This is a genomic window from Maribacter sp. C-4077, from assembly GCF_055378385.1.
Map to the genome: position 1 here is coordinate 1,925,745 of NZ_AP038807.1, position 21,737 is coordinate 1,947,481.

A 21,737-nucleotide genomic window follows, 5' to 3' on the forward strand; every position below is an offset into this window, starting at 1 on the left:
GGGTAAACCGATTAAATCTAGTGTATGGGAACGACGTATGACCGAATGGATTTTACCGTTGAAGCCTTGGCACTGGTAAACTCATAAAAATCCGAGAAACCGAACCTATTGTCATCCTCCATCAACATTTCGCCATGTACGGCAGCTTCTTTTCCGTGCGTCACGATCCCGTGTATGGTAAGCTCCTTCGTTTTATTGGTGCCCATTTCCTCCAAAGCCGATTTAAATGCTTCCTTTCCTTGTATTGGGATATCGCCCACCAAGGTCCAAACGACATCTGTAGCCATAAACTGCATGGCCTTCTCAAGATCATAGGCCGCAAAGTATTGGGTGAGTTGTTTTACCAATTCCCTTTTTGGTGAATTTCCGCAATCGGGTTTACAGTATATATCCATACCTTTAAAATTAGGTCAATAGCTTGATTCTTAAAAATCTCCTTTTGCAAGCGGTATTTCGCTTATTATACAAATCCCTCGCTAGCGCAAGCGTCACGCTTGTGTTGGGGTTAGTTGTATATTAGGTTTAGGCACGAGCAAGATGCTCGCGCCAGCGCGGGGGAATCATTTTTTGGCACGTACAGATACTGATTCTTATTGGGCAATGGGTATGGCTTCCACTAGAACTGCATTTCCGGCTTTATCATAATAGGTGCAGGTCAATTTTAGAAGGTCTACAATCCATTTTTCAACACCTGTTTCCGCACAATGGTTGCAATAGGCAACATAATCCATTTCCCCTTTCTGGTGCGATGAAAGGTATTTGGCAAATTGTTCTTTTTGGCAAGCCTCCGCAATAGCCAAAGGGTCGTATTTTGGTTCCGAGCGGGTTTGAAACCCATTTTTGCCAAAATAGTGGGTGTGGCTATCGGTAACCCAAGTTTCGAAGGAAACGACCCCAAGTTGCTTAATTTCCTGAATATATTTTGGGAAGTCGGCTCCTGTTTTGACGTTCGCGTGGGCTAGTTCTATTTGTGCTAGGGTGAACATAGTGGGCAAATGTTTGTCGAATTTTCTTGGTAAAGTATACAGGAATGGATTTTAACTCAGTTCTTTGTTGTTCTTTCGTTCTTATTTCAATTGCTGTTTTAGTTTATTAGGGTCTTGTCTTGTGTCAAACAATGTGATAACTTCTATTTCTTTTTGTTAAAAATTTACACGGTAGAAAAAAGTCGTATGTTTTGTGACAACACATTTATAGATTCCCCCAAATTCCCTTGATTTTTTGCAGCTTTCAGGATATTCTGATATCTGTTCGATTTTTGCTGTCAATTTATCTAGAAAATCTTTTTTAACCTTATAACCCCATTCCTCCAATAAATATTCGGTAAGTCTTTTCAATTTGTATTCGGCAAGTTCCGAAATGAAAACTTCCATCAAGAAATCTTTTTAAGCACGTCTTTAAACGAAGTCCGTTTTCCATTATCCAACTGTTCGATTCCTTTTTTGATTTCCGCTTGCTCAGATTCGGTCAATTCATTCCAAAAGTCCGATTTCTCATTATTTATGAAGTCGGTTACTTTTTTGATAAAGTTGTCATTGTCGATATTCAATATCATTTTGACAAGTTCTATTTTATATGTTTTGATGTCCATTTTGATACCTTTCTTTCAAATTTACTGAAATTTCACAACTCCATCGGAATTTTGTGAATGAAGCACAACGGTTCTCGGCTATGATTTCGTTGTGGCTGGCGGCTAGCGAGCGACGGCGTTGGCCGGTGCGATTTTCCAGCGAGCCAAGACCGCAGGACGAAATCATTCCCTTAGTTATTTGTTTTCTTAAAAATAGGGAATTTAGTTCAAGGCAGGAGGGAACAATGAATTATAGTCAGTGTTGGCAGCTGTTTTTATTTTCCATTTAAACAGCTTATTTCGATGCTGTTCCGTAGAGGGGATGTAGATATTTTTCTCCCTCCGATAAATTCTCCAGTTTTCTGATTATAGATATCATAGGTTTTTTCTCCGTCCATATTTATTTCCAGAATGGATTTATCTCTGATTTTATTATGTAATATTTTTTGCCCAGCTTCTCCATTATACAATATAATTAAAGCCAAACTATCTTGAACTTTTATAAAATACCTTTTTACCAAATTACTTTTTCTATTTCCTTCCTTTTTAAAAGGTTCAAATAATGGAAAATATTCTTTTTTATTTGATTCAATAACCTTTAAGCATACTAGATAATGATTGTAGTTATTTTCCGTAACGCTTATGACCTCTCCTTTAAGTTTTAGGTCAAAATCATTAATGAATTTTACTTTTCCGCTGTCCAAAAAACAGGCTTTGCATAAAAAAAGGATTAGCGTAAATGATAAGATTTTGATTGTCTTTTTATCGGTCATTTTTGAAATAGCTGCCAACTTGTTTATATGGATGTAAAATACATCTATATACCCCAATAAAGGTATAAAACAGATGAACGCTGCAATAGATTAAAGTCAAGGTTGGTCTGTGGAAACTAGTTTAAATAGGTGTATACCAAATTTGCCGAACTAAGACTAAAACCTTAGTTCCCCGTAAAGTTAATGAGTTCCCTACGGTAGGCCGTCAACAATTTGGACTTGGAGACAAAGCCCAGATATTTGCCGTCCTTGACCACGGGAAGGTTCCATGCCCCGCTATCCTGGAACTTTTGCATGATTGCTTGCATCTTGTCCTGCCCATAAAAGATGATTTCCGGGGGCTTTTGCATAAAGGTAATGGCCTTGGTGCTTTTGTACAGGGTGGTATCGAACATAAACTCCCGTATATCGTCCAGCAGGATTATGCCCACCAAGGCTTCCTGGCTATCCACTACGGGGAAGATATTTCGGGTAGACTTGGCCACGGATTCATGGAGCATTTCGCCCAAGGTCATGTGTTGGTCCACCTTTTTAAAGTTCATCTCAATGAGGTCGTCCAACTGCATCAGTGTCAGTACGGCCTTGTCCTTGTTATGGGTGAGGAGGTCGCCGCGTTCGGCAAGTTCCCGGGTATAGATCGTATAGTCTATGGTGTTTTTTGTGATTAGGTAGGAGATGGATGCCGTAATCATCAGTGGAACAAAAAGACCGTAGCCTCCTGTGATCTCAGCAATGAGGAAAATCGCTGTGAGGGGCGCGTGCAACACCCCGGCGATGATTCCGGCCATGCCAATGAGCGTAAAATTACTCTCCGAAACCGAGAAGCCCAATCCCAGATTGTTAATGACCTTCGCCACCACGTTGCCCAAGGCACTTCCCATCACCATGGTGGGTATGAAGATTCCCCCCGCGCCGCCGGCCGCCAAGGTAGTGGTCATGGCCACGGCCTTGAAAATGGTAATACCGAACAACAGGGCGATGACCACCCAAATATTGTCCAGGAAGGCGTCAAAAGGTGTCTTTCCAAGGGCCTGTATATGGTCGCCGAGCAATAGGTTGTTGATAAAGCTGAAACCTTCCCCGTAGAGCGGTGGTATCATGTACAGCATGATGCCTATGGCGAGTCCGCCCACCAGGAGTCGGTATTTGGGACTTTTTAGCGGTTTGAACAAGTGCAGGATGCCAAAGTACATTTTGGTAAAATAGATGGAGGCTACTCCCGTCCCTATCCCCAGAACGATGTAAAAAAGGGTATCCTTCACCGCAAAGGCACGTGAAATATTGAAGGTGAACAATACCTCGTTGCCCAAAAAGAAGTAGGAGGTAAGCACCCCCGATATGGATGCCAATAGCAGGGGCAGCATGGAGATCATGGTAAGGTCCATGCTAAAGACTTCTACCGCGAAAATAATTGCCGCGATGGGCGATTGAAATATGGAGGCGATGGCACCTGCCGATGCACAGGCAATCAATAGCGAGCGTGTTTTGGCACTGATATGGAACAATCGGCCCAAATTGGAGCTAATGGCCGCTCCCGAAGCTACCGCGGGCCCCAAAAGTCCTACGGACCCTCCAAAACCAACGGTCAACGGGGCGGCCACCAGTTGGGTCAGAATCTGTTTTCGGTCAATGATGCCTTTCTTTTTGGAAAGGGAGAACAGGATGGAGGACACGGCGTGTTTCAAGCGTTCCTTGTGCACAAACTTTACGTAGAGATATACCAAGGTCAACCCGATAATCGGCAGTATAAAATACAATTGGTTACTGGAGAAGATGATGCCTCGTTCCAGGGAGGCCTCAATAAAATAGGTAATGTTTTTTAGGGTGACCGATGCCAGTCCCGCCAACAGCCCTACAACAACGCTGAGGATGTAGATAAAGGTCTTTTCGGAAATATGCTTGTACCTCCAAATGAGCAAACGCTTTAAGAATGATTTGTTTTGGGTTGGCATAGTAATACCTTGAATTGAAGGAACGTTCAAAGGTATTTAAATAGTGTTTAATTCCGATACTTGTTTTTAAGCACAGTTCATTCTAAGTGGAGCGCAGCGGAACGAAGAATCTGCTGTGTGTCTAGTACTCCCAACAATGACCTGAATTTCTTTGGGAATTTGTTCCAACAATAGATACTTCACTTAGTATAATAAAGGAGTCTGCTAAAGATCCAACTTCAAATGCAATTCCTCCAACTGCGCTGCGTCAATGGGTGCAGGGGCATCGATCATCACGTCCCTACCGCTATTGTTCTTGGGGAAGGCGATAAAATCGCGAATGGTCTCCTGTCCGCCCAAAATAGCGACCAATCTGTCCAGACCAAAGGCGATGCCGCCATGGGGCGGTGCACCGTACTGGAAGGCATCCATCAAGAACCCGAACTGTGCTTTCGCCTCTTCTGGCGTAAATCCTAAGTGTTTAAACATGATGGACTGGGTCTCCTTATCATGGATACGGATGGAACCCCCTCCAATTTCGTTCCCGTTCAACACCAAATCATAGGCATTGGCGCGAACCGCCGCCGGATCGGAATCCAACAATTCCAATTGCCCGGGCTTGGGCGATGTAAATGGATGGTGCATGGCATGATAATGACCGGTCTCCTCATCCAGTTCCAACAAAGGAAAGTCTACCACCCATAAAGGTGCAAATTCATTGGATTTCCGTAAGCCTAATTGTTGTGCCAATTCCATACGGAGGGCACTCAATTGGGTACGTGTTTTATGTGTTTCCCCAGAAAGTACACAAATCAAATCTCCAGGATTGGCGCCAGTCACTTCAGCCCATTTGGCAAGGTCCTCTTGGTCGTAAAACTTGTCTACAGAGGATTTGTAGCTACCATCCTCATTGCAACGGCAGTACACCATTCCTAGGGCACCCACTTGTGGTCTTTTGACCCAGTCAATGAGTTGGTCTATTTCCTTTCGGGTGTAGGCGTTTCCACCGGGAACGGTGATACCCACCACCAGTTCGGCATTGTTGAATACATTAAAGTCCTTATGTTGGGAGACTTGGTTCAATTCCCCGAATTCCATCCCAAAACGGATGTCCGGTTTATCGTTTCCATATTTTTCCATGGCCTCGTCATAGGTCATACGGGGAAAGGTGTCCACGTCCACGCCGTTGATTTCCTTTAAGAGGTATCGGGTCAATCCCTCAAAGACGTTCAAGATGTCTTCTTGCTCCACAAAGGCCATCTCGCAATCTATTTGGGTAAACTCCGGTTGTCTATCTGCCCTAAGGTCTTCGTCCCTAAAACACTTTACGATCTGGAAGTACTTGTCCATGCCGCCCACCATCAACAATTGCTTAAAGGTCTGTGGGGACTGCGGCAGGGCATAGAACTGACCTTCGTTCATACGACTGGGCACCACGAAATCGCGCGCACCCTCTGGAGTGGATTTTATCAAATAGGGGGTCTCTACCTCTATAAATCCTTGTTTGGAGAGATACTTTCGCACCTCCATGGTAACCTTGCTTCGAAAGATGAGGTTGTTCTTTACCGGGTTTCGGCGAATGTCCAGATATCTGTATTTCATGCGAAGGTCCTCACCGCCATCCGTTTCGTTCTCAATGGTAAAGGGAGGTGTTTTGGAGCTGTTGAGTACGGTAAGTTCCTTTACCAGTACCTCAATATTCCCTGTTGGGATCTTATCGTTTTTGGAAGCCCTTTCAATGACCGATCCCTTTACTTGGATAACGAATTCCCTACCTAGGTTTCGGGCGTTTTCCAAGAGTTCTGCAGAAGTGCGGTCCTGATCAAATACCAATTGGGTAATCCCATATCGGTCGCGTAGGTCCACCCAAACCACAAATCCCTTGTCACGGGTCTTGTGCACCCAACCGGACAAAACAACATCGGTATTTATATGTGAATCCCTTAATTCCCCACAGGTATGGCTTCTGTACATAAGTATCGGTTTATAAAAGAAAGGGCAAATTTAAGAAGTCTTTGTTGATTAGAAATTTATTTATTCCATCCCTTTTTTAAAATGTAAGGAAGGGTATAATTGTTAAAGTTAACATTGTAAGTATCTAAAAAACAGACGTCTATCGTTTAAATGTAAATTTAATGTTAAGTAAATGTTACCTAAATATTGATTTATGGTAAAATAATGCTACATTTGTAACGTTAATGTTATGTTGAAGATACTTATTTAAAAATATAAACAGATGAAACGTTTACTAATAATCGCCATTTTAGCACTTTCCTTTGGTGTAAATGCGCAACAGATAGCTCCCAAGTTTGAAAAAGTAGGTGATCAGGTAAAAGCGACCTATTTTCATGCCAATGGGGAAATTTCCCAACAAGGTTTTTTCCTGAACGAAAAATTACAGGGAGAATGGATTATGTACGATACCAAAGGCGAAAAAATTGCCATGGGTAACTACGATAAAGGTGTTAAGACCGGTAAGTGGTTGTTTTGGGAAGGTGAAATTGTTAAAGAAGTTAGTTTTGACAACAACAAAATCGCCAGTGTAGAAAAAATGAATGTGAAGGAGTCCGTCGTGACCAACTAGTGTCTCCTTTTAAAAAAATAAAAAGCCCGATACAAAAGTATCGGGCTTTTTTGTTGCGTGCCATTTATAATACTATTCAGAAATCATTGTCTCTTTTTTATCTTCTGTTGAACGAAGACCCCTTAACTTGATTTTAATTCGGTAAACGATATTGAACAATACCGGTACAATGATCAAGGTCAAGAAGGTGGCTACCAATAGGCCGAAAATAACCGTCCATGCCAAGGGTCCCCAGAACACCACGTTATCCCCACCAATGTAAATATGCGGGTTAAACTCTGAAAAGAGGGCAAAGAAATCGATATTCAAACCAATGGCCAAAGGGATCAATCCCAACACGGTGGTAATAGCGGTCAAGATTACGGGGCGCAAACGTGCCTTACCTCCCTTAACGATGGCTTCGGTAGCTTCGGGCAAGGTCAAAAGGTCCTTGTCGTCCATGCCCAATTTTACCTTTTTTCGGTCTACCAAAATCTGGGTATAATCCAGCAGTACCACGCCGTTGTTCACCACAATACCTGCCAAGGATATAATTCCCATCATGGTCATCATAATCACAAAGGACCAACCGGTAATCATCAATCCACCAAACACTCCAATAAAGCTTAGGAAAATGGCGATCATAATAATTAAGGGTTTTGAAATCCCCCCAAATTGGAATATCAATATCAACATGATGAGTCCAAGTCCGGAGAAAAAGGCACCAATCAAGAACATCTGTTGCTTGTTCTGTTCCTCGATTTCCCCGGTGTAATCCACTTTTATATTTTCCGGCATGCCCTCAAACTGCTTCATTTCCTCCTGGATCTGGGCAACGATGGCCGCGGCGTTCCCCCCGGCTTTTAACCCCGAGTAAACGGTAACCACGCGGTTGCCATCACGGTGTTTGATCGCACTGAAACCGGAAGTATTGGTTTCCTTGGCAACGGCGGAGATGGGAACTTCCTTGATCTGTCCGCTTGCGGGATCCCTAAAAATGATGTTCTGGTTGAACAGCGCACTTTTATTATATCTAAGATTTTCGTTGAAACGAACATTGATGTCGTAATCCTCCCCGTCTTCCTTATAGACCCCGGCCTTTTCGCCAAAAAGCGATCGGCGCAATTGGTTCCCTACCTGGCCCACGGCCACGCCCAGTTCCCCGGCCTTTTCACGGTCCACGTTCACGCGCATGGCTGGCTTGCTCTTGTTGACATCGATTTTCAGTTCCTCGATACCTTCAATGTTCTTGGTGTTTAAGAAATTTCGAATGTCCTCTGCAGTGCTTATCAACTGATCGTAATCCCTGCCTTCCAATTCAATGTTGATGGGAGGGCCCGCTGGCGGACCGTTGGCTTCTTTCTCAACGGATATGGCTACACCGGGATAAATTCCCGCTACGGCCTCCTGAACCTTGGCACGGATATCCTCCGTATTCACGCCGTCACGGTATTTGAATTCCGCAAAGTTTACGGTCACTTTGCCTTTGTGCGGCATTTCTGCGGACGAACCACCGTCCGTCAAGGGGTTTCCAGCACCTTCCCCCACTACCGATACGGCCGAGGTTACGATGAAGTTCTCCCCGTTCTTTTTGTAGGCCGGGTCGTCCATAAGTCCGTAGACCTGTTTTTCGACTTCCTTGGTAATCTCGTTGGTTTTTTCGATCGCCGTGCCTTCTGGGTATTCTATGTAGACATAGATTTCATTGGGAATGTTGTCCGGGAAAAATTCCACCTTGGTCCTGCCGGTGCCCAACGACACGCCAAAGAGCATGAATACCGCAATCAACAAAAGAAAGGTGAGGCCAAAATACCAGTACACGTTTTTGCCCCGTAAAGCATGCTCTAGACGTCTCTCGTACCAATCCTCAAAACGGGACATAGTGTTCTTTTGAAATCTCTGCGCAGCTCCCTTAATTACATATTTGTAGACCCAAAACATGATTCCGGTTAAGATCAATACTGAACCCAATCCGCGCATGGCTCCACCAAAAATCAATATTAGGGCACCAAACCCACCTAAGATGATGCTCAAACGGATCAACTGTTTTTTGGTAAGTTCCTTTTCACTGGTATTCATGAATTGGGACACCAACATGGAGTTCATAAAAATGGCCACAACCAAGGATGATCCCAATACTACGGATAGCGTTATAGGAAAATACTTCATGAACTGACCAAAGATTCCGGGCCATAGTCCTAGCGGAACGAAGGCCGCTACCGTGGTTGCCGTTGAAATAATAATGGGATAGGCGATTTCACCAATACCCTTTTTGGCAGCCTCTATTTTGGGCATACCCTCGTCCATGAGTCGGTATACGTTTTCCACCACCACAATACCATTGTCCACCAACATACCCAGTCCCATGATCATCCCAAAAAGGATCATGGTGTTGAGGGTGTATCCCAAGGATGAAAGAATCATAAAGGACATGAACATGGACATTGGGATGGCGAATCCAACGAAAAGGGCGTTTCTGAACCCAAGGAAGAACATCAATACGGTGACCACCAGAATGATTCCGAAAATGATATTGTTCACCAGGTCGTCCACTTGGTTTAAGGTTCTTGTGGAGGAGTCGTTGGCGATGGATATGTGCAGATCTGCCGGAAAGTAGTTTTGCTGCTCCTGTTTTACGATTTCCCTGATCTTGTCCGCGGCTGAAATGGCGTTCCTTCCGGCACGTTTCTTCACGTCCAACATCACCACATTATCCCCAAATTCCCGGGCATACGTAGTTTTGTCCTTTTCCTCAAAGGTAACCTGTGCTATGTCCTTTAAATAAACCGCACCGTTTTCTGATTTTACCACAAAGTTGTTCAGGTCACTTGGATTTTCGATCTCCCCCAAAACCCGGATCGTTCTTCGTTGTCCACTGGCCTTTAAATTTCCGGCGGATATGGTCATGTTTCCGTTACCGATGGCATTCAATACATCCTGAAAGCTGATCTTGGCGGCCATCATTTTGTAGATGTCCACGGCTACCTCCACCTCTTTTTCCTGGGCCCCGCGTATATCGGCCTTTTTGATTTCCGGAAGGTCCTCTATTTCATCCTGAAGATATTCGGCAAATTCCTTCAAACGCTCCACCGGATAGTCCCCGGTAAAATTGATGTTCATGATGGGTACTTCCTCTGAAAAATTCAGGTCGAACACATTTGGTTCTACTTTGGCACCGTTGAACGTGGGCCAGTCCTCACTGGCTTTCTCAGAATCCACTTCGTCCTTTACGTTCTGTTTGGCCTGTTCCACGGTAATTTCCTCATCGAATTCCACCGTAATGATGGCATAGTCCTCTTGGGAAGTGGAAACAATTTCTACGACGTTGCTCACGTTTTTGAGTCGGTCCTCCAAGGGATCCGTTATCAATCGTTCAATATCCTCCGCGGTATTCCCGGGGTAGGGGGTGCTGATGTAGACCTTGGTCTCCACGATTTCCGGGAAATCCTCCCTTGGCATCGCCATATATGCCGAAAAGCCCAGCCATAGGAAAATGGCGATCATCACATAGATGACCGATGGGTTGTCAATGGCCCAGGAGGACAGCTTAAACTCCTTGTCGGCGTTTTTCTTTACTTTATCGCTCATGGAAACTTACTTTTGAATTTTTACTTTTTGGCCGTCCTTTACACTTCTGGCACCTTCCTTGATTACTTGATCCCCCGCTTCCAGACCGGATAATACCTCTGCTTGTCCCTTTTGGGTTTTGCCAATGGTAATTATGGTTCTTTTCACGACCGCTTCATTTTCAGAATCGGGATTACCTGCTACGAAAACATATTGATCACCTTCCGCGTTTTCTGAAATAATGCTAGAAGGTATCAGGATGGCATTCTCGCTGGTGTAATCGTTAAGGTTTACCTTGGCGGTGAGGTTTGGTTTGATCTGTCCGTCCTTGTTGGGGACCGGTATTTCTACGCTAAAAGATCGGTTGGCGGGATTGATAAAGTTTCCTGTTTCCCTGATTTCCGTTTGGATGCTGTCACCCAAAACCGGGAAATATACCAAGGCCTCCTTGCCTTTTGATATAGCGCCCAGATACGTTTCTGGGACATCGACCTCTATGAACATATCGGAAAGGTTTACAATGCGAAATACTTCCGAACCCGGACCGGGTGCAACCACGGTTCCCTGATCTTTGATAACATCGTCAATGATACCGGAAAAAGGAGCCCTGATGGACGATTTCCCCAATTGGCTTTCCGCTTGTTTTACGGCATCCTGTCTGGCCTCGAATTCGGCCTTCGCCGATAGGTATTCGATTTCAGAACCTATCTGTTGGTCCCACAGCCTTTTCCTTCTTTCAAATGTGGTCTTGGCCAGTTCTGCCTGCGTCTTTAACTGGGAAAGCTGGCTTCCCATGCCGCCATCGTCTATGGTCGCCAATAACTGCCCCTTGTTTACGCGCTGCCCTTCCTTCACGTATACTTTTTGCAAGGTACCCGCCATTTCTGGATAGATAAGCACGTTCTGTTTGGTGCTTACATCGCCCTGAAGTTCCAAGTAGTGATTGAATACTTGGGGGTTTGCTTCGATCGTATTGACCAAGGGTAGTTTTTCTTCCGTACCAAATTTCAATATGGCGGAATCCAACTGTGCCAATTGGCTTTCCAGTTCTTTTTGTTGGGTTACCAGCTCGTTCTTTTTGGCCCGTATCGCTTCCAGATCACCCTTTTCTATAACACCCGTTACGGATTGGTTTTCGCCCCCGCAGGATGCTAGTCCTAGTGAAATGGCCAGAAAAAGTAGTTTTTTCATAATACTATGTTTAATTGATTGATTGCTTAAGATTGTTTGTTTAGAATGATTTCCAGTTCCGTTTTCTTATTGATGACGTCCACCATGAATTGTAGGTATTCCTGTTGGGCCGTATACAATTGCGTCTGCGCCTGCCTTAGCTCAAAACTACTGGCGAGACCTTCCGTATATTTGATTTGGTTCTTGTTTTCTATACGCTCGGCAAGTGCCAGGTTTTCCTTGGAGGTCTGGTATTGTTCAATGGCCAATACGTAGTTGCTTTTGGCATTTTCTAATTGTAGACGTATTTGTTGTTCTGCCTCCGTTAACTGCGTCTTTGCCTTTTCCATAGCGATTTTAGCTCGCTGGGTGCTTGCACTTCGCTTTAAGGAACTAAAAATGGGGATGCTTAGATCAATGCCAAAGGAAGAAAACTCGAAATAGTCCTGGCCCCTATCAAAAAAAGTAAATTGATCCCCAAAGGAAAGCGCACCGTAGCTTACAAAACCATTTAGGGTGGGCAGGGCCCGGCTTCTGGCCAATTTCCATTCAAAATACCGCTGTTCGTTGAGGTTGAGGGCAATTTTATAGTCCACGTTTTCTTCAAGGTTCAGATCGGTTTCCATGATTCCCAAGTCGATTTGTTCTTCGGTGAGGTTTTCCAAATCCTCCTTTAGTTGGGTTGGGGCATCCAGTTCCAGTCCCATGACCACGTTCAGCATCTGCAGGGTAATATCTTCCAATCGTACCGCGTTCTTCAACTGGTTTTCAATGGATGACAATGTTATTTTTAGCTGGTCCACGCTTTCTTCATCACTAAGTCCGTTCTCAAACAGTTTGCTGGTCTCATAGAGATTTTTGTCCAAGGTTTCCTTGTTTCGCTGTAGAATTGCGACGCTCTCTTTCGCCAAAAGGACATTTCCATAGGATTCTACCACCGCTTTACGAACTTCTTGGGCCGTTTTTTCATTGTTATTGGCACTGTAACGTAAAAAGGCCTTGGTCGCCTGCACGCCTACAATATAGGAGCCGTCAAAGATTTTCTGGCGTAGTGTAGCAGAGGCATTTACCTGCTGGGGTTGCCCAAAGACCACCTCCACAAAGGTTCCAGGTTCACCACCGGCAATTTCGCCCGGCAACTGCACTACTTGTTGTATCAATTGGTTTTGGTAATTGACCGCACCTGATATTTGCGGCAACCCGTCCGCAATGGTTTCCCATTTTTGTTTTTGGGCATCGATGAGGTCCCTATCGGCATTGATGGCACTATAGTTGTTTTCGAGTGCAAAGGCAATGGCCTCCTCCAAGGTAAAGCTATAGGTTTCTTCCTGCCCATGGCCCAATATGAAGGCCATGAGCGTAATTAAAATGATTAGTTGATTGCGCATTTATTGTTGATTTGAATTGATGATTTCGTTTAATTTTTGTCGGCCTTCCGGGGAAACGATACCTCTTAAGTGATATTCCAAATAGGTTTCCATCAAGAATATGGGGGAAAAACGATCTAAGGGGAACATAACTTGGTCTTTTATACTGTTCATACCGGCAAAGTAGATGCGGGCAATGAACTCAACATCCAAGTTGGGTCTATAGAGCCCCATTTCCATACCCCTTTGAATATTTGAAGTGACACAGTGCTGCATCATTTCAAATTGCATATCCTTGAGTTTCATGTAGATTTTAGGATAGTACTTCATTAACTGGTATTGGGGGGATGTCTTCTCGTCTTTAAGATGGCCAAGGACATACTTTTTTATTTCAAAGAGTTCTTCGATAGGGTCTTTTTCCAACTCGGTTATTTCGTTGATTCCATCACTCATGGAACAGAATTTGCCCATGACACAATCTTCGACCAAGGCAGTTTTGTTGCTGTACTCTGAATAAATGGTCTTTTTGGAGATGCCCATGGTATTTGCTATATCGTCCATGGTGACACTCTTGAACCCATAGTTCAGGAACATATCCGTTGCCGTTTCCCTTATTTTCTCTTTCATGATAGGGGACAAATGTAGGGCAGGAAACTTTAAAAACCGAAAAAGTTTCCAAAGTTTTACAATTTATTAACAAACGGTGGATTCAATGGTTCGTGGCTGGTAGGAAGCGGGGTTCAGTGAGATTCGCTTCTTGTTCCTCCATCCTGGGCGTATCCACATTCAAGCTCCAAAAAAAGGCTTTGTTCAAAAAGTGATATTTTTTTCTAGGGCTGGCTTCCTTCTTCATTTTGTCCCTTTTTTAGTCGATTTACGAAGTTTTTATAGGCAAGTTCTCCCTCTTCCTTCCAAAAGGCATCGTAATGCTCCCATTCTGAAAAATCCCTTCGCATGGTTCTGCATCGGTTTTTGAAAAATTCTTTTTTCCTGGATTTTTTCCTTTTGTCATGGCTGCCCCCGCCACCTCCAAATCCAAAAATTATTTTGGACAATAACAGAATACCCAAGGCCTGCCAGTAGCCCACCGTAGGTAATCCGAATAAATATGGCATCAACCAGTTCCACAAGTACATAACTACGTAACCCACCAAAAATGCAATTCCTATACCCAGCAGTACAAAAAAGAAGATTTTCACTACTTTTTTTACCGATTCCTTTACAGTGTTTTCCACCTGTTTTTCAATGTTTTTGCTTGTTTCCATAACTCATGTGTTTATTTTTTCCGATTTTAATTTTTTCAACAAAATGGACAGGGCCCTATGTCTTCTTGACATCAGTGTTCCAAGTGATATACCGGTCTGGTTCGCTATTTCCTTGTAGGTGTATCCTTCAAAGTCCACCGCGATGATGATGTCCCTGTAGACCGGTTTCAGCGCTGCAATGGCTTCTTTCAGCTTCTCCTTCAATTGTTCTGGATAGGTCTCCTGAAAGTCATCCTGGAACAGACTCGTGAATTCCGTCCATAGAATTTCCAGGGTTTCCCCATCATCTACCCGTTCTTTTTTCGTGCGCATGATATCAATGATCCTATTCCTGATCGCGTTGTAAACAAAACCGCCTATATTGTGAATGGGCAAGGCGTCCAAAGGCCTGGAGAAAATCCGTAGTGCAACATCCTGAATAATATCCTCCGCGTCACTTTCTGCCGTGTGCCTTATTTTGGAGCGCACATAGCCCTTCAGCGAACTGTATTCTTCCTCAAAGAACTCGGTTAGGTTGTTATTCTGTTGTTTTCTTGAAACCACTGATGGTTTTTCTTTAGGTCTTCACTACTAGAGACGACGGTTTTAGAAAGTATTGCTTTTTTTTTGGAATATTTTCTTTTAACATCTGACGTATTTGTTCGCTTTTTGTAACAATGGATGTATTTTTGAAAAAAAATTGCATGCAATCCATCGATTTTTATAGATCGGAATTCATTTCTTATATGGAGTCCAAATTTGTGTTAAAGGAACCTGTAAATCTTTACGAACCCATTAACTACATATTAAAATTGGGAGGGAAACGCCTTCGCCCAGTTTTGGCGCTGCTAACGGCCGAAATTTTTGACGGGTCCTATAAAAATGCCCTCGATGCCGCCCTGGCCATAGAAGTCTTCCATAATTTTTCCTTGGTACACGACGATATCATGGATGCCGCACCGGTGCGAAGGGGCCAGGCCACCGTACATGAAAAATGGGATACCAATACCGGGATATTATCGGGCGATGCTATGCTTATTTGTGCCTACCAACTTTTTGAAAATTATGCGCCGGATACGTTTCGGGATTTGGCAAAACTCTTCAGTACAACGGCCCTGCAGGTCTGCGAGGGGCAGCAGTACGATGTTGATTTCGAGTCCAGGGAAGATGTAAGGCTTCCGGAGTATTTAAGAATGATCGAATACAAAACGGCCGTTCTGGTCGCCGCCGCCATGAAAATGGGCGGTATAGTGGCGAATACCAGCCCACGGAACCAGGAACATATTTACAATTTTGGGTTGAACCTGGGCATCGCCTTTCAGCTTCAGGACGATTATTTGGACGTATTTGGGGATCCTGAGACCTTTGGAAAACAGGTAGGAGGCGATATCATCGAGAATAAAAAGACAATTCTCTTCATTAAGGCCTTGGAATCCGGTTCAGGATCGATAAAAAAGGAACTTTTGGACCTGTATTCCATTCAGCCCGGGGACCCAACGGATAAAATCGAGGCCGTAAAGACCATATTCAGGGAGAGCGGAGCTGCGGAATCCACCCAAAATGCCATTGAATCCTTCACTCAAAAAGCCTTTCTTATTTTGAACGATTTGGATATAACCGATTCCAAAAAGGCCATTCTCAAACGGTTTGGAGAGAACCTGATGCGCCGTACGGTTTAATCCAAATTTTTCTATTGCATTTTCCGGGTTTAAAAAAGTCGTTTAAAGATTGCCTTGATGAAGGGTATGTTGGGGCATCCAGAGATAAATTGGAGCTCTTCCCCAAAACTCGTCTCTTCGTCCAGAAACTTGAAGATCAGTTCTGGTTTTCTTTTTTTGAACAGGCTGGTGAAAATTTCATGCCCTATCGCGTTATTGTTATAAAGCACGTCCAGAAGCAACAGATCGTAGAACCAAAATCGTTTTTTTTGCCCTAGGGCGTGCATAGTGTTGTCCGACTTCAAATTGGAGACCAACAACGGAATTTTCTTGGAAGACCCCATAAAGGTGTAGCCTGTACTGGGTTTGGCCCATCCGCCCGCGGTTCCAATACGTGTAATCCTACCAGAATTGCGTTGGGTAAAATCATGGCAGGTCATGGGGATACTTCCCTGTTCCTGCTCCAGGATTTCGAAAGTATCGCATTGTAGATCGGTACGGATGTAGTCCCTAAGGGCCGCTTCATAGTCGGATTTTGGCAGCACCTCTTTGGAAAAGAGCGTGTACTCTACGAGGGCCTCGTCTTCCTTAAAAGGTAGTACGTACATAAACCGTGTATTTCCTTTTTGTGGAACGGAGAAATCCATGTACGTCGCCTTTTCCACCTCAAATACCGGCTTTGGGGTTTTAACGATCCATCCCACAAAGTGTTGTTGAAGCAGGGGGTATTTTTTTTCGGCCTCCAGCATTTCATAATGAAACCGACTGTCAAAAACCTGCTGGCACGTATATTGGTTTTCTTGGGTATGGACCGAAACCGAACTTTCCGATTCCTTTACTTCGATTACCGATTCTTGTTGAAAACGGATATTAGGATACCCCTCAAGTTTTTCAAAATAATGCGCGTAGAAATCGATGCCCCGTACCATTTTATAGGAGTAGGGGGCAATGTCATAGCTTTTGGAAAAATCCTGCCCCTTGAAAATAATCTGCTTCCATTTTTTATACAAGATGTCATCAAATGCTCCATCGCCCTTTTCCCAAAAACACCAGGTACGATCGTTACTCTTTTTGGCGTCCCTATCCAAAAGGAGGATGGACTTTTGGGCAAAAAACGAATCCTTGCCCAAGGCATCGGCCAAAAGTAGTCCAGAAGCACCTGCCCCAATGATGATGTAATCGTAGTCCAATTTGGCCATACCCAAAAATAGGGATTTCCGTATCCAACTTTCAAAATTCTACTGGGTATTAATTTATCCGGTACCGCAGACCCAGAAATCCCCGTATGCCCTGATTGGGACCATAGACATACGAAGGGTCAAAGGTAAGGGCATTGGGATTGTTGGGTGTGGCAACGGGAATACCGTTGGAATCGAACACCACCTCGCGGTCGAAGGGGTCGTTGGCACGGGCGATGATAAAGGGATTGCCTCGGTTTGGTGTCCAGTCCAACAAATTTTTAATTCCGCCATAGATTTCCATATCCTTAAGTCCCTTGTATGTAAATTGAACGTTCTGTATGCTCCAAAGTGGGGAATAATCGCTTCGTGGGTCCGTTTCGCCCAAGGTGGGAAGTCGCATAGGGCCATACAGATTTCCGGTATAGTCCACCGTTAGTTTTAAATTTTGAAACGTATAGCCCAAGTTCCAAGTGCCGGTGTAGCTTTCCGTAAGTATCTGCCTGGTTTTTACACCATTTTCCGTTTGGCTGACATCCTGAAACGTTGCACCGAGCAAAAACTTGAATCCATTTGGAAAGACTACATCCAAATTGGCACTTATTCCTTGGGATTCCGAAAAACCGTCCAGATTGTCATAGATGATTTGGTTGGGATTGGTATCGTAATCAGGTAGGATGGCATTGCTGAATCGGGTATAGAAGGCCGATGCGTCCAAGCTTGCGAACGTACCATTGGAACCATATATCTTTTTAAGATAGTTCAGGTTCACATTGACGGAACGTTCCGGTTCCAAAGCTTCGGTTACGATAACGTCCCGGGCGCCGGTCAATGCGGCATGGTCTTCCGTGAATAAATTCACTACCCGGAACCCCGTACCGGCGTTTAGGCGTAGTATATCGTTATCCGTTATCTTAAACCGGTAGGCAGTCCTGGGCGTGTAAATCGCCCCGTGCCGATTGTCATAATCGTATCGGAGTCCCATTAAAAGGGAATGTTTGTTGGCCAAGGCCACTTCGTCCTGTAGGAATAGGCTGGGAATCCAAACCTCGTCCGCAAGGGGTGTTGCCGGAGTGTTGTCGTTATAAAAATTGTATCGGAGGGACGTGCCCAGCAAAAGATCGTGCCTGCCCACTTTTTTGTCCCAGGTCATTTGGGCAAAACCAATGCGCTGATCTGCCAAATATGGGGTATCCCCGTACACCGAATTCTGACTGTGGTCATTGTACGAAAAGGAGAACAACACTTTTTCCTCCAGGGGTAGCTGATATTTCCCCAAAATTTCCCATCGGCTGGTGTAGATACTCTCACCATATATTTCATCTCCCCCACGAAACTCCGGGGTCCATTGCAGCTCCCCGCCCCATCGGTCTTCATAAAAATAGCGGCCGGCCAGTGAAAATATTCGGTTATCCTTTCGTTGAAAACCCCACTTTTGGAATACGGAGATACGGTCCTGAATCGTTAAATCGGTAAAATTATCCCCGTTGTTATCCACCAGCTGATCAAAATTGAAATAGTTGAGGCCTAGTAGCACGTTCGCTTTTTTCCCTACGTCTATTTTGGCACCCACATCCAGATTGTATTCGCCCCATCCGGTCAAAAAGGTATCTGCGGCGAAATCCGGGGCTTCCAAATTGTTTTTGGTGATGATATTGATTAATCCCCCAACGGCCTCGCTACCATATAAACTGGAGGCAGGCCCTTTGACGATTTCGATCTGTTCGATCAGGGAGTTAGGGATTCCCATAAGGCCATAAACCGTTCCAAGGCCGCTTACAATGGGCATGCCATCGATCAACACCAGGGTATACGGACCTTCCAATCCGTTGATGTGGATATCACCCGTATTGCAGACATTACAGTTTATTTGCGGCCGAACCCCATTGACGTTCTGCAAGGCCTCGAAAATGTTTGCCGTTGGGTTTTGTTTCAGAAAAGTAGGACTATAGACCTCCACAGGAACCGGGCTTTCGGAACGGCTCACGGCTTTAAGGGTACCTGTAACCACCATTTCATCTAGGCTTTCCGCCACTGGGGCCATTTCTATATCGAATACCAGTTGCTGGTTTTTTACAATTGAAATTCGTTGTTCAAAAGGGGCATATCCCATAATGGAGGCGATAAGGGTATACGTTCCGGCATCCACATTGTTAAGGGAATAATTCCCAAATTCATCGGTAGCACTTCCGATTTTGGTGTTTTTTAAATAGATGTTTGCAAAAGGAATCGCCTGCCCCTCAGATGAAACATGGCCCGATACAGTAGCTTCCTGTGTCCATGTCCTAAGACAAAACAACATTAGAAGAATACAGCAAACATATCTAATACACATAAGTCAAAATATTATTTTAACAATTACTAAAAATAAATTTAGACAAAACTAAATATTTGTTTTTGGATATAAAAATGTAATTTAGCAGGATATAAAAAAATAATGACCCTTTCAGAAGAAGATTATATAAAGACCATTTATCATTTGAGCGGAGGGCAGGAAGCTTCCATTTCCACGAACGCCATTGCGGACCAAATGGATACCAAACCATCTTCCGTAACGGATATGATCAAAAAACTATCCGAGAAGAACATGGTGAACTACAGGAAGTACAAAGGGGTTTCCTTAACGGAAAAGGGTAGGCTTACGGCGCTTTCCATTGTTAGAAAGCACCGGTTGTGGGAGGTCTTTTTGGTGGATAAACTGGATTTCGCATGGGACGAGGTCCATGAAGTAGCGGAGCAGTTGGAGCATATAAAAAGTGACAAGCTCATTGATAAATTGGATACCTATTTAGGAAACCCTAGGGTAGATCCGCACGGCGACCCTATTCCATCCAAAGATGGGGAGTTTAAAAAGTCGGTCAAAAAATTGGTCAGTGAACTTCCCGTTGGTTCCGAAGGTGTTTGTGTGGGGGTCAATGATTCCTCCGTCGCTTTTTTGAAATTTTTGGACAAGAACCAAATATCCTTGGGAGATACCTTAAAAATTGTGGAGCGGGAGGATTTTGATGGTTCCATGAGTATCCTGATTAACAAAAGGGAAATGAGGATATCGGACCAAATAGCCTCTAACCTCTATTTGGAAGTATTGGAAAAGAACTAAACGAACGTATATGGATGCTGTTATCACCTATTTTGAATCGATAAACCCTGTGTTGGCTGCCTTGTATGCCACCTTGTTCACATGGATTCTTACGGCGGCAGGAGCCTCCTTTGTCTTTCTTTTCAAGACCATGAACAGGGCCGTGCTGGACGGTATGCTTGGCTTTACTGGGGGCGTTATGGTCGCCGCCAGTTTTTGGAGCTTGTTGGCCCCGGGTATCGAAATGAGTCCGGGCGAGGGCTTTGTAAAAGTAATACCCGCCGCAGTGGGCTTTTTATTGGGGGCTGCATTTATTTTTGGTTTGGATAAAATTCTACCCCATTTGCATATCAATTTTAAGGAAAGCGAGGCCGAAGGTGTAAATACCCCTTGGCATAGGACAACCTTGCTCACCTTGGCCATTACCCTGCACAACATTCCGGAAGGTTTGGCCGTGGGCGTACTGTTCGGAGGTGTTGCCGCGGGTTTTGAGGGCGCTTCCATTGGTGGGGCCGTCGCCCTTGCCTTGGGAATAGGGCTTCAAAATTTCCCGGAAGGTTTTGCAGTGGCCATGCCCTTGCGTAGGCACGGACTTAGCCGGACGAAGAGTTTTCTATTCGGACAGGCCTCTGCTATTGTAGAGCCCATTGCAGGCGTTTTGGGTGCCTGGGCGGTACTTACGTTTCAACCCATTCTGCCCTACGCACTTTCCTTTGCGGCAGGAGCCATGATATTCGTGGTCGTGGAAGAGGTTATACCGGAAACACAACAGGATAAGTATACGGATATCGCAACCATGGGCTTTATAGGTGGCTTTATCATCATGATGACGCTGGATGTTGGATTGGGATAAACCGATCTTTCATAGTGGGGCCAAAATAATTTTTCAGGAAATACGCAGTTATAGTTAGTGAACTTTCGACTTGAGTAACGGCGAATTCGTAATGACCCTAACAGCTTAAAAATATGGATTCAAAAAAGAGACATTGGTTTTGGAACTTGATATTGGTCCTTACCATCACACTTTGCGTCTCCGCCTTAATGGTTCACTATAAAAACTGGGTCAAGACCGCACCGGACCATATACGCCTGCTTTCCGGGTTTTATGTGGAGAACGTAGCCTACTCCGACTTGGACAGTGTGGTTTTCGTGGAGCGAATTCCGCCCATGATCCGTTTGAATGGATTTTCCGCCCTTGAGAAGGAAAAGGGCATCTTTCAGGAATTTAAGGATTCCTTGACGGATAAAAAAATCCATGTCTTTGTGGATAATATTTCCCAGCCCAAAATTAAATTGGTCTACAAGGATTCCCTAAAACTCTATTTCAACCTTAAGGATTCCCTGGAAACTGATGTACTGTTCAATCAACTTCAGCAGAAAATACCTGCCATGGGCATGGAACCCAATTAAGGATAACCCGTTGTGCATTTTAAAATTTTATACAAAATATCAGTTTGGGTGCTTGATTTTTAATTTTTACCAACGAAAATCAAGTGTATCGAGAACCTATGGGCCATAAAAATGTTCTCGATACAATTTTTCTTCATTGCATTGCGAAAAATCACTACCAATGACATAATTCTTAACATAAAAATTGCCGGATATTTAGATTGCATCTATACTCGTGGCTTTCCCTT

Annotated in this window: 21 protein-coding genes; 5 read left to right on the forward strand and 16 right to left on the reverse strand. The window is 44.2% G+C overall.

Annotated features, from left to right (window positions below):
- Positions 1-17: 17 nt before the first annotated feature.
- From ACZ41C_RS08305 to aspS, 7 genes are all read right to left on the reverse strand, one after another.
- Positions 18-395, reverse strand: a complete 378-nt coding sequence (locus tag ACZ41C_RS08305; RefSeq protein WP_464565519.1) for a nuclear transport factor 2 family protein — start codon at positions 393-395, stop codon at positions 18-20.
- Positions 396-590: 195 nt separating this feature from the next.
- Positions 591-986 carry a DUF1398 domain-containing protein gene (locus tag ACZ41C_RS08310; protein WP_464565521.1) on the reverse strand — a complete coding sequence of 132 codons (396 nt, stop codon included), beginning with the start codon at positions 984-986 and terminating at the stop codon, positions 591-593.
- A gap of 156 nt (positions 987-1,142) precedes the next feature.
- Positions 1,143-1,373, reverse strand: a complete 231-nt coding sequence (locus ACZ41C_RS08315; RefSeq protein WP_464565523.1) for a type II toxin-antitoxin system RelE/ParE family toxin — start codon at positions 1,371-1,373, stop codon at positions 1,143-1,145.
- Entirely contained in the window at positions 1,373-1,591 is a 219-nt protein-coding gene (locus ACZ41C_RS08320; protein WP_464565525.1) for a hypothetical protein, read from the reverse strand. Before ACZ41C_RS08320 ends, ACZ41C_RS08315 begins: the two co-directional genes overlap by 1 nt.
- 254 nt (positions 1,592-1,845) lie before the next feature.
- Entirely contained in the window at positions 1,846-2,343 is a 498-nt protein-coding gene (locus ACZ41C_RS08325; protein ID WP_464565527.1) for a hypothetical protein, read from the reverse strand.
- Between the two features lie 164 nt (positions 2,344-2,507).
- Positions 2,508-4,295 (reverse strand): chloride channel protein, encoded by a 1,788-nt coding sequence (locus tag ACZ41C_RS08330; protein WP_464565529.1) that lies wholly within the window; start codon positions 4,293-4,295, stop codon positions 2,508-2,510.
- 204 nt (positions 4,296-4,499) lie between these two features.
- On the reverse strand, positions 4,500-6,248 hold the full coding sequence (gene aspS / locus ACZ41C_RS08335; protein WP_464565531.1) for an aspartate--tRNA ligase: 1,749 nt from the start codon (positions 6,246-6,248) through the stop codon (positions 4,500-4,502).
- Positions 6,249-6,510: 262 nt separating this feature from the next.
- On the opposite strand from aspS, the gene ACZ41C_RS08340 reads away from it, so the two are divergent.
- Positions 6,511-6,858, forward strand: a complete 348-nt coding sequence (locus tag ACZ41C_RS08340; RefSeq protein ID WP_138256439.1) for a toxin-antitoxin system YwqK family antitoxin — start codon at positions 6,511-6,513, stop codon at positions 6,856-6,858.
- A 72-nt stretch (positions 6,859-6,930) separates the two neighbouring features.
- On the opposite strand, the gene ACZ41C_RS08345 is transcribed toward ACZ41C_RS08340, so the two are convergent.
- From ACZ41C_RS08345 to ACZ41C_RS08375, 7 genes are all read right to left on the reverse strand, one after another.
- The gene (locus tag ACZ41C_RS08345) at positions 6,931-10,425 is read right to left on the reverse strand and encodes an efflux RND transporter permease subunit (RefSeq protein WP_138256438.1); all 3,495 of its coding nucleotides are present in this window, start codon (positions 10,423-10,425) and stop codon (positions 6,931-6,933) included.
- Positions 10,426-10,431: 6 nt separating this feature from the next.
- Positions 10,432-11,595 carry an efflux RND transporter periplasmic adaptor subunit gene (locus tag ACZ41C_RS08350; RefSeq protein WP_138256437.1) on the reverse strand — a complete coding sequence of 388 codons (1,164 nt, stop codon included), beginning with the start codon at positions 11,593-11,595 and terminating at the stop codon, positions 10,432-10,434.
- A 26-nt stretch (positions 11,596-11,621) separates the two neighbouring features.
- Complete coding sequence (locus ACZ41C_RS08355; RefSeq protein ID WP_464565534.1) at positions 11,622-12,962, reverse strand: TolC family protein; 1,341 nt, start codon at positions 12,960-12,962, stop codon at positions 11,622-11,624.
- Positions 12,963-13,568 carry a TetR/AcrR family transcriptional regulator gene (locus ACZ41C_RS08360; protein WP_138256435.1) on the reverse strand — a complete coding sequence of 202 codons (606 nt, stop codon included), beginning with the start codon at positions 13,566-13,568 and terminating at the stop codon, positions 12,963-12,965.
- Between the two features lie 82 nt (positions 13,569-13,650).
- Positions 13,651-13,794, reverse strand: a complete 144-nt coding sequence (locus tag ACZ41C_RS08365) for a hypothetical protein (protein ID WP_161595292.1) — start codon at positions 13,792-13,794, stop codon at positions 13,651-13,653.
- Positions 13,772-14,206, reverse strand: coding sequence for a hypothetical protein (locus ACZ41C_RS08370; RefSeq protein WP_464565537.1), 435 nt, complete (start codon positions 14,204-14,206; stop codon positions 13,772-13,774). Before ACZ41C_RS08370 ends, ACZ41C_RS08365 begins: the two co-directional genes overlap by 23 nt.
- A 3-nt stretch (positions 14,207-14,209) precedes the next feature.
- A complete protein-coding gene (locus ACZ41C_RS08375) occupies positions 14,210-14,749 on the reverse strand; it encodes an RNA polymerase sigma factor (RefSeq protein WP_138256433.1) in 540 nt (179 codons plus the stop codon).
- 140 nt (positions 14,750-14,889) lie between these two features.
- Here ACZ41C_RS08375 and ACZ41C_RS08380 point away from each other — a divergent pair, with 140 nt between their 5' ends.
- Positions 14,890-15,864 (forward strand): polyprenyl synthetase family protein, encoded by a 975-nt coding sequence (locus tag ACZ41C_RS08380; RefSeq protein ID WP_464565539.1) that lies wholly within the window; start codon positions 14,890-14,892, stop codon positions 15,862-15,864.
- 29 nt (positions 15,865-15,893) lie between these two features.
- Here the strand turns inward: ACZ41C_RS08380 and ACZ41C_RS08385 are convergent, their stop codons facing one another.
- Both ACZ41C_RS08385 and ACZ41C_RS08390 read right to left on the reverse strand, forming a co-directional pair.
- Positions 15,894-17,042: a lycopene cyclase family protein gene (locus tag ACZ41C_RS08385; RefSeq protein ID WP_464565541.1), complete on the reverse strand. Its 1,149-nt coding sequence runs from the start codon at positions 17,040-17,042 to the stop codon at positions 15,894-15,896.
- Between the two features lie 49 nt (positions 17,043-17,091).
- A complete protein-coding gene (locus ACZ41C_RS08390) occupies positions 17,092-19,356 on the reverse strand; it encodes a TonB-dependent receptor (RefSeq protein WP_464565543.1) in 2,265 nt (754 codons plus the stop codon).
- Positions 19,357-19,458: 102 nt separating this feature from the next.
- Here ACZ41C_RS08390 and ACZ41C_RS08395 point away from each other — a divergent pair, with 102 nt between their 5' ends.
- From ACZ41C_RS08395 to ACZ41C_RS08405, 3 genes are all read left to right on the forward strand, one after another.
- On the forward strand, positions 19,459-20,121 hold the full coding sequence (locus ACZ41C_RS08395) for a metal-dependent transcriptional regulator (RefSeq protein ID WP_138256429.1): 663 nt from the start codon (positions 19,459-19,461) through the stop codon (positions 20,119-20,121).
- A 10-nt stretch (positions 20,122-20,131) separates the two neighbouring features.
- Entirely contained in the window at positions 20,132-20,953 is an 822-nt protein-coding gene (locus ACZ41C_RS08400) for a ZIP family metal transporter (protein ID WP_138256428.1), read from the forward strand.
- Between the two features lie 113 nt (positions 20,954-21,066).
- Positions 21,067-21,510, forward strand: coding sequence for a hypothetical protein (locus ACZ41C_RS08405; RefSeq protein WP_138256427.1), 444 nt, complete (start codon positions 21,067-21,069; stop codon positions 21,508-21,510).
- Positions 21,511-21,737 lie beyond the last annotated feature (227 nt).

Bases quoted from the DNA above. Each gene is read 5' to 3' on its own strand.
- ACZ41C_RS08310 (WP_464565521.1), bottom strand. From the start codon at position 986: ATGTTCACCCTAGCACAAATAGAACTAGCCCACGCGAACGTCAAAACA.
- ACZ41C_RS08400 (WP_138256428.1), top strand. From the start codon at position 20,132: ATGGATGCTGTTATCACCTATTTTGAATCGATAAACCCTGTGTTGGCT.
- ACZ41C_RS08370 (WP_464565537.1), bottom strand. From the start codon at position 14,206: ATGGAAACAAGCAAAAACATTGAAAAACAGGTGGAAAACACTGTAAAG.
- aspS (WP_464565531.1), bottom strand. From the start codon at position 6,248: ATGTACAGAAGCCATACCTGTGGGGAATTAAGGGATTCACATATAAAT.
- ACZ41C_RS08380 (WP_464565539.1), top strand. From the start codon at position 14,890: ATGCAATCCATCGATTTTTATAGATCGGAATTCATTTCTTATATGGAG.
- ACZ41C_RS08325 (WP_464565527.1), bottom strand. From the start codon at position 2,343: ATGACCGATAAAAAGACAATCAAAATCTTATCATTTACGCTAATCCTT.
- ACZ41C_RS08385 (WP_464565541.1), bottom strand. From the start codon at position 17,042: ATGGCCAAATTGGACTACGATTACATCATCATTGGGGCAGGTGCTTCT.
- ACZ41C_RS08305 (WP_464565519.1), bottom strand. From the start codon at position 395: ATGGATATATACTGTAAACCCGATTGCGGAAATTCACCAAAAAGGGAA.
- ACZ41C_RS08340 (WP_138256439.1), top strand. From the start codon at position 6,511: ATGAAACGTTTACTAATAATCGCCATTTTAGCACTTTCCTTTGGTGTA.
- ACZ41C_RS08405 (WP_138256427.1), top strand. From the start codon at position 21,067: ATGGATTCAAAAAAGAGACATTGGTTTTGGAACTTGATATTGGTCCTT.
- ACZ41C_RS08320 (WP_464565525.1), bottom strand. From the start codon at position 1,591: ATGGACATCAAAACATATAAAATAGAACTTGTCAAAATGATATTGAAT.
- ACZ41C_RS08390 (WP_464565543.1), bottom strand. From the start codon at position 19,356: ATGTGTATTAGATATGTTTGCTGTATTCTTCTAATGTTGTTTTGTCTT.
- ACZ41C_RS08350 (WP_138256437.1), bottom strand. From the start codon at position 11,595: ATGAAAAAACTACTTTTTCTGGCCATTTCACTAGGACTAGCATCCTGC.
- ACZ41C_RS08355 (WP_464565534.1), bottom strand. From the start codon at position 12,962: ATGCGCAATCAACTAATCATTTTAATTACGCTCATGGCCTTCATATTG.
- ACZ41C_RS08315 (WP_464565523.1), bottom strand. From the start codon at position 1,373: ATGGAAGTTTTCATTTCGGAACTTGCCGAATACAAATTGAAAAGACTT.
- ACZ41C_RS08365 (WP_161595292.1), bottom strand. From the start codon at position 13,794: ATGAAGAAGGAAGCCAGCCCTAGAAAAAAATATCACTTTTTGAACAAA.
- ACZ41C_RS08330 (WP_464565529.1), bottom strand. From the start codon at position 4,295: ATGCCAACCCAAAACAAATCATTCTTAAAGCGTTTGCTCATTTGGAGG.
- ACZ41C_RS08360 (WP_138256435.1), bottom strand. From the start codon at position 13,568: ATGAAAGAGAAAATAAGGGAAACGGCAACGGATATGTTCCTGAACTAT.
- ACZ41C_RS08395 (WP_138256429.1), top strand. From the start codon at position 19,459: ATGACCCTTTCAGAAGAAGATTATATAAAGACCATTTATCATTTGAGC.
- ACZ41C_RS08345 (WP_138256438.1), bottom strand. From the start codon at position 10,425: ATGAGCGATAAAGTAAAGAAAAACGCCGACAAGGAGTTTAAGCTGTCC.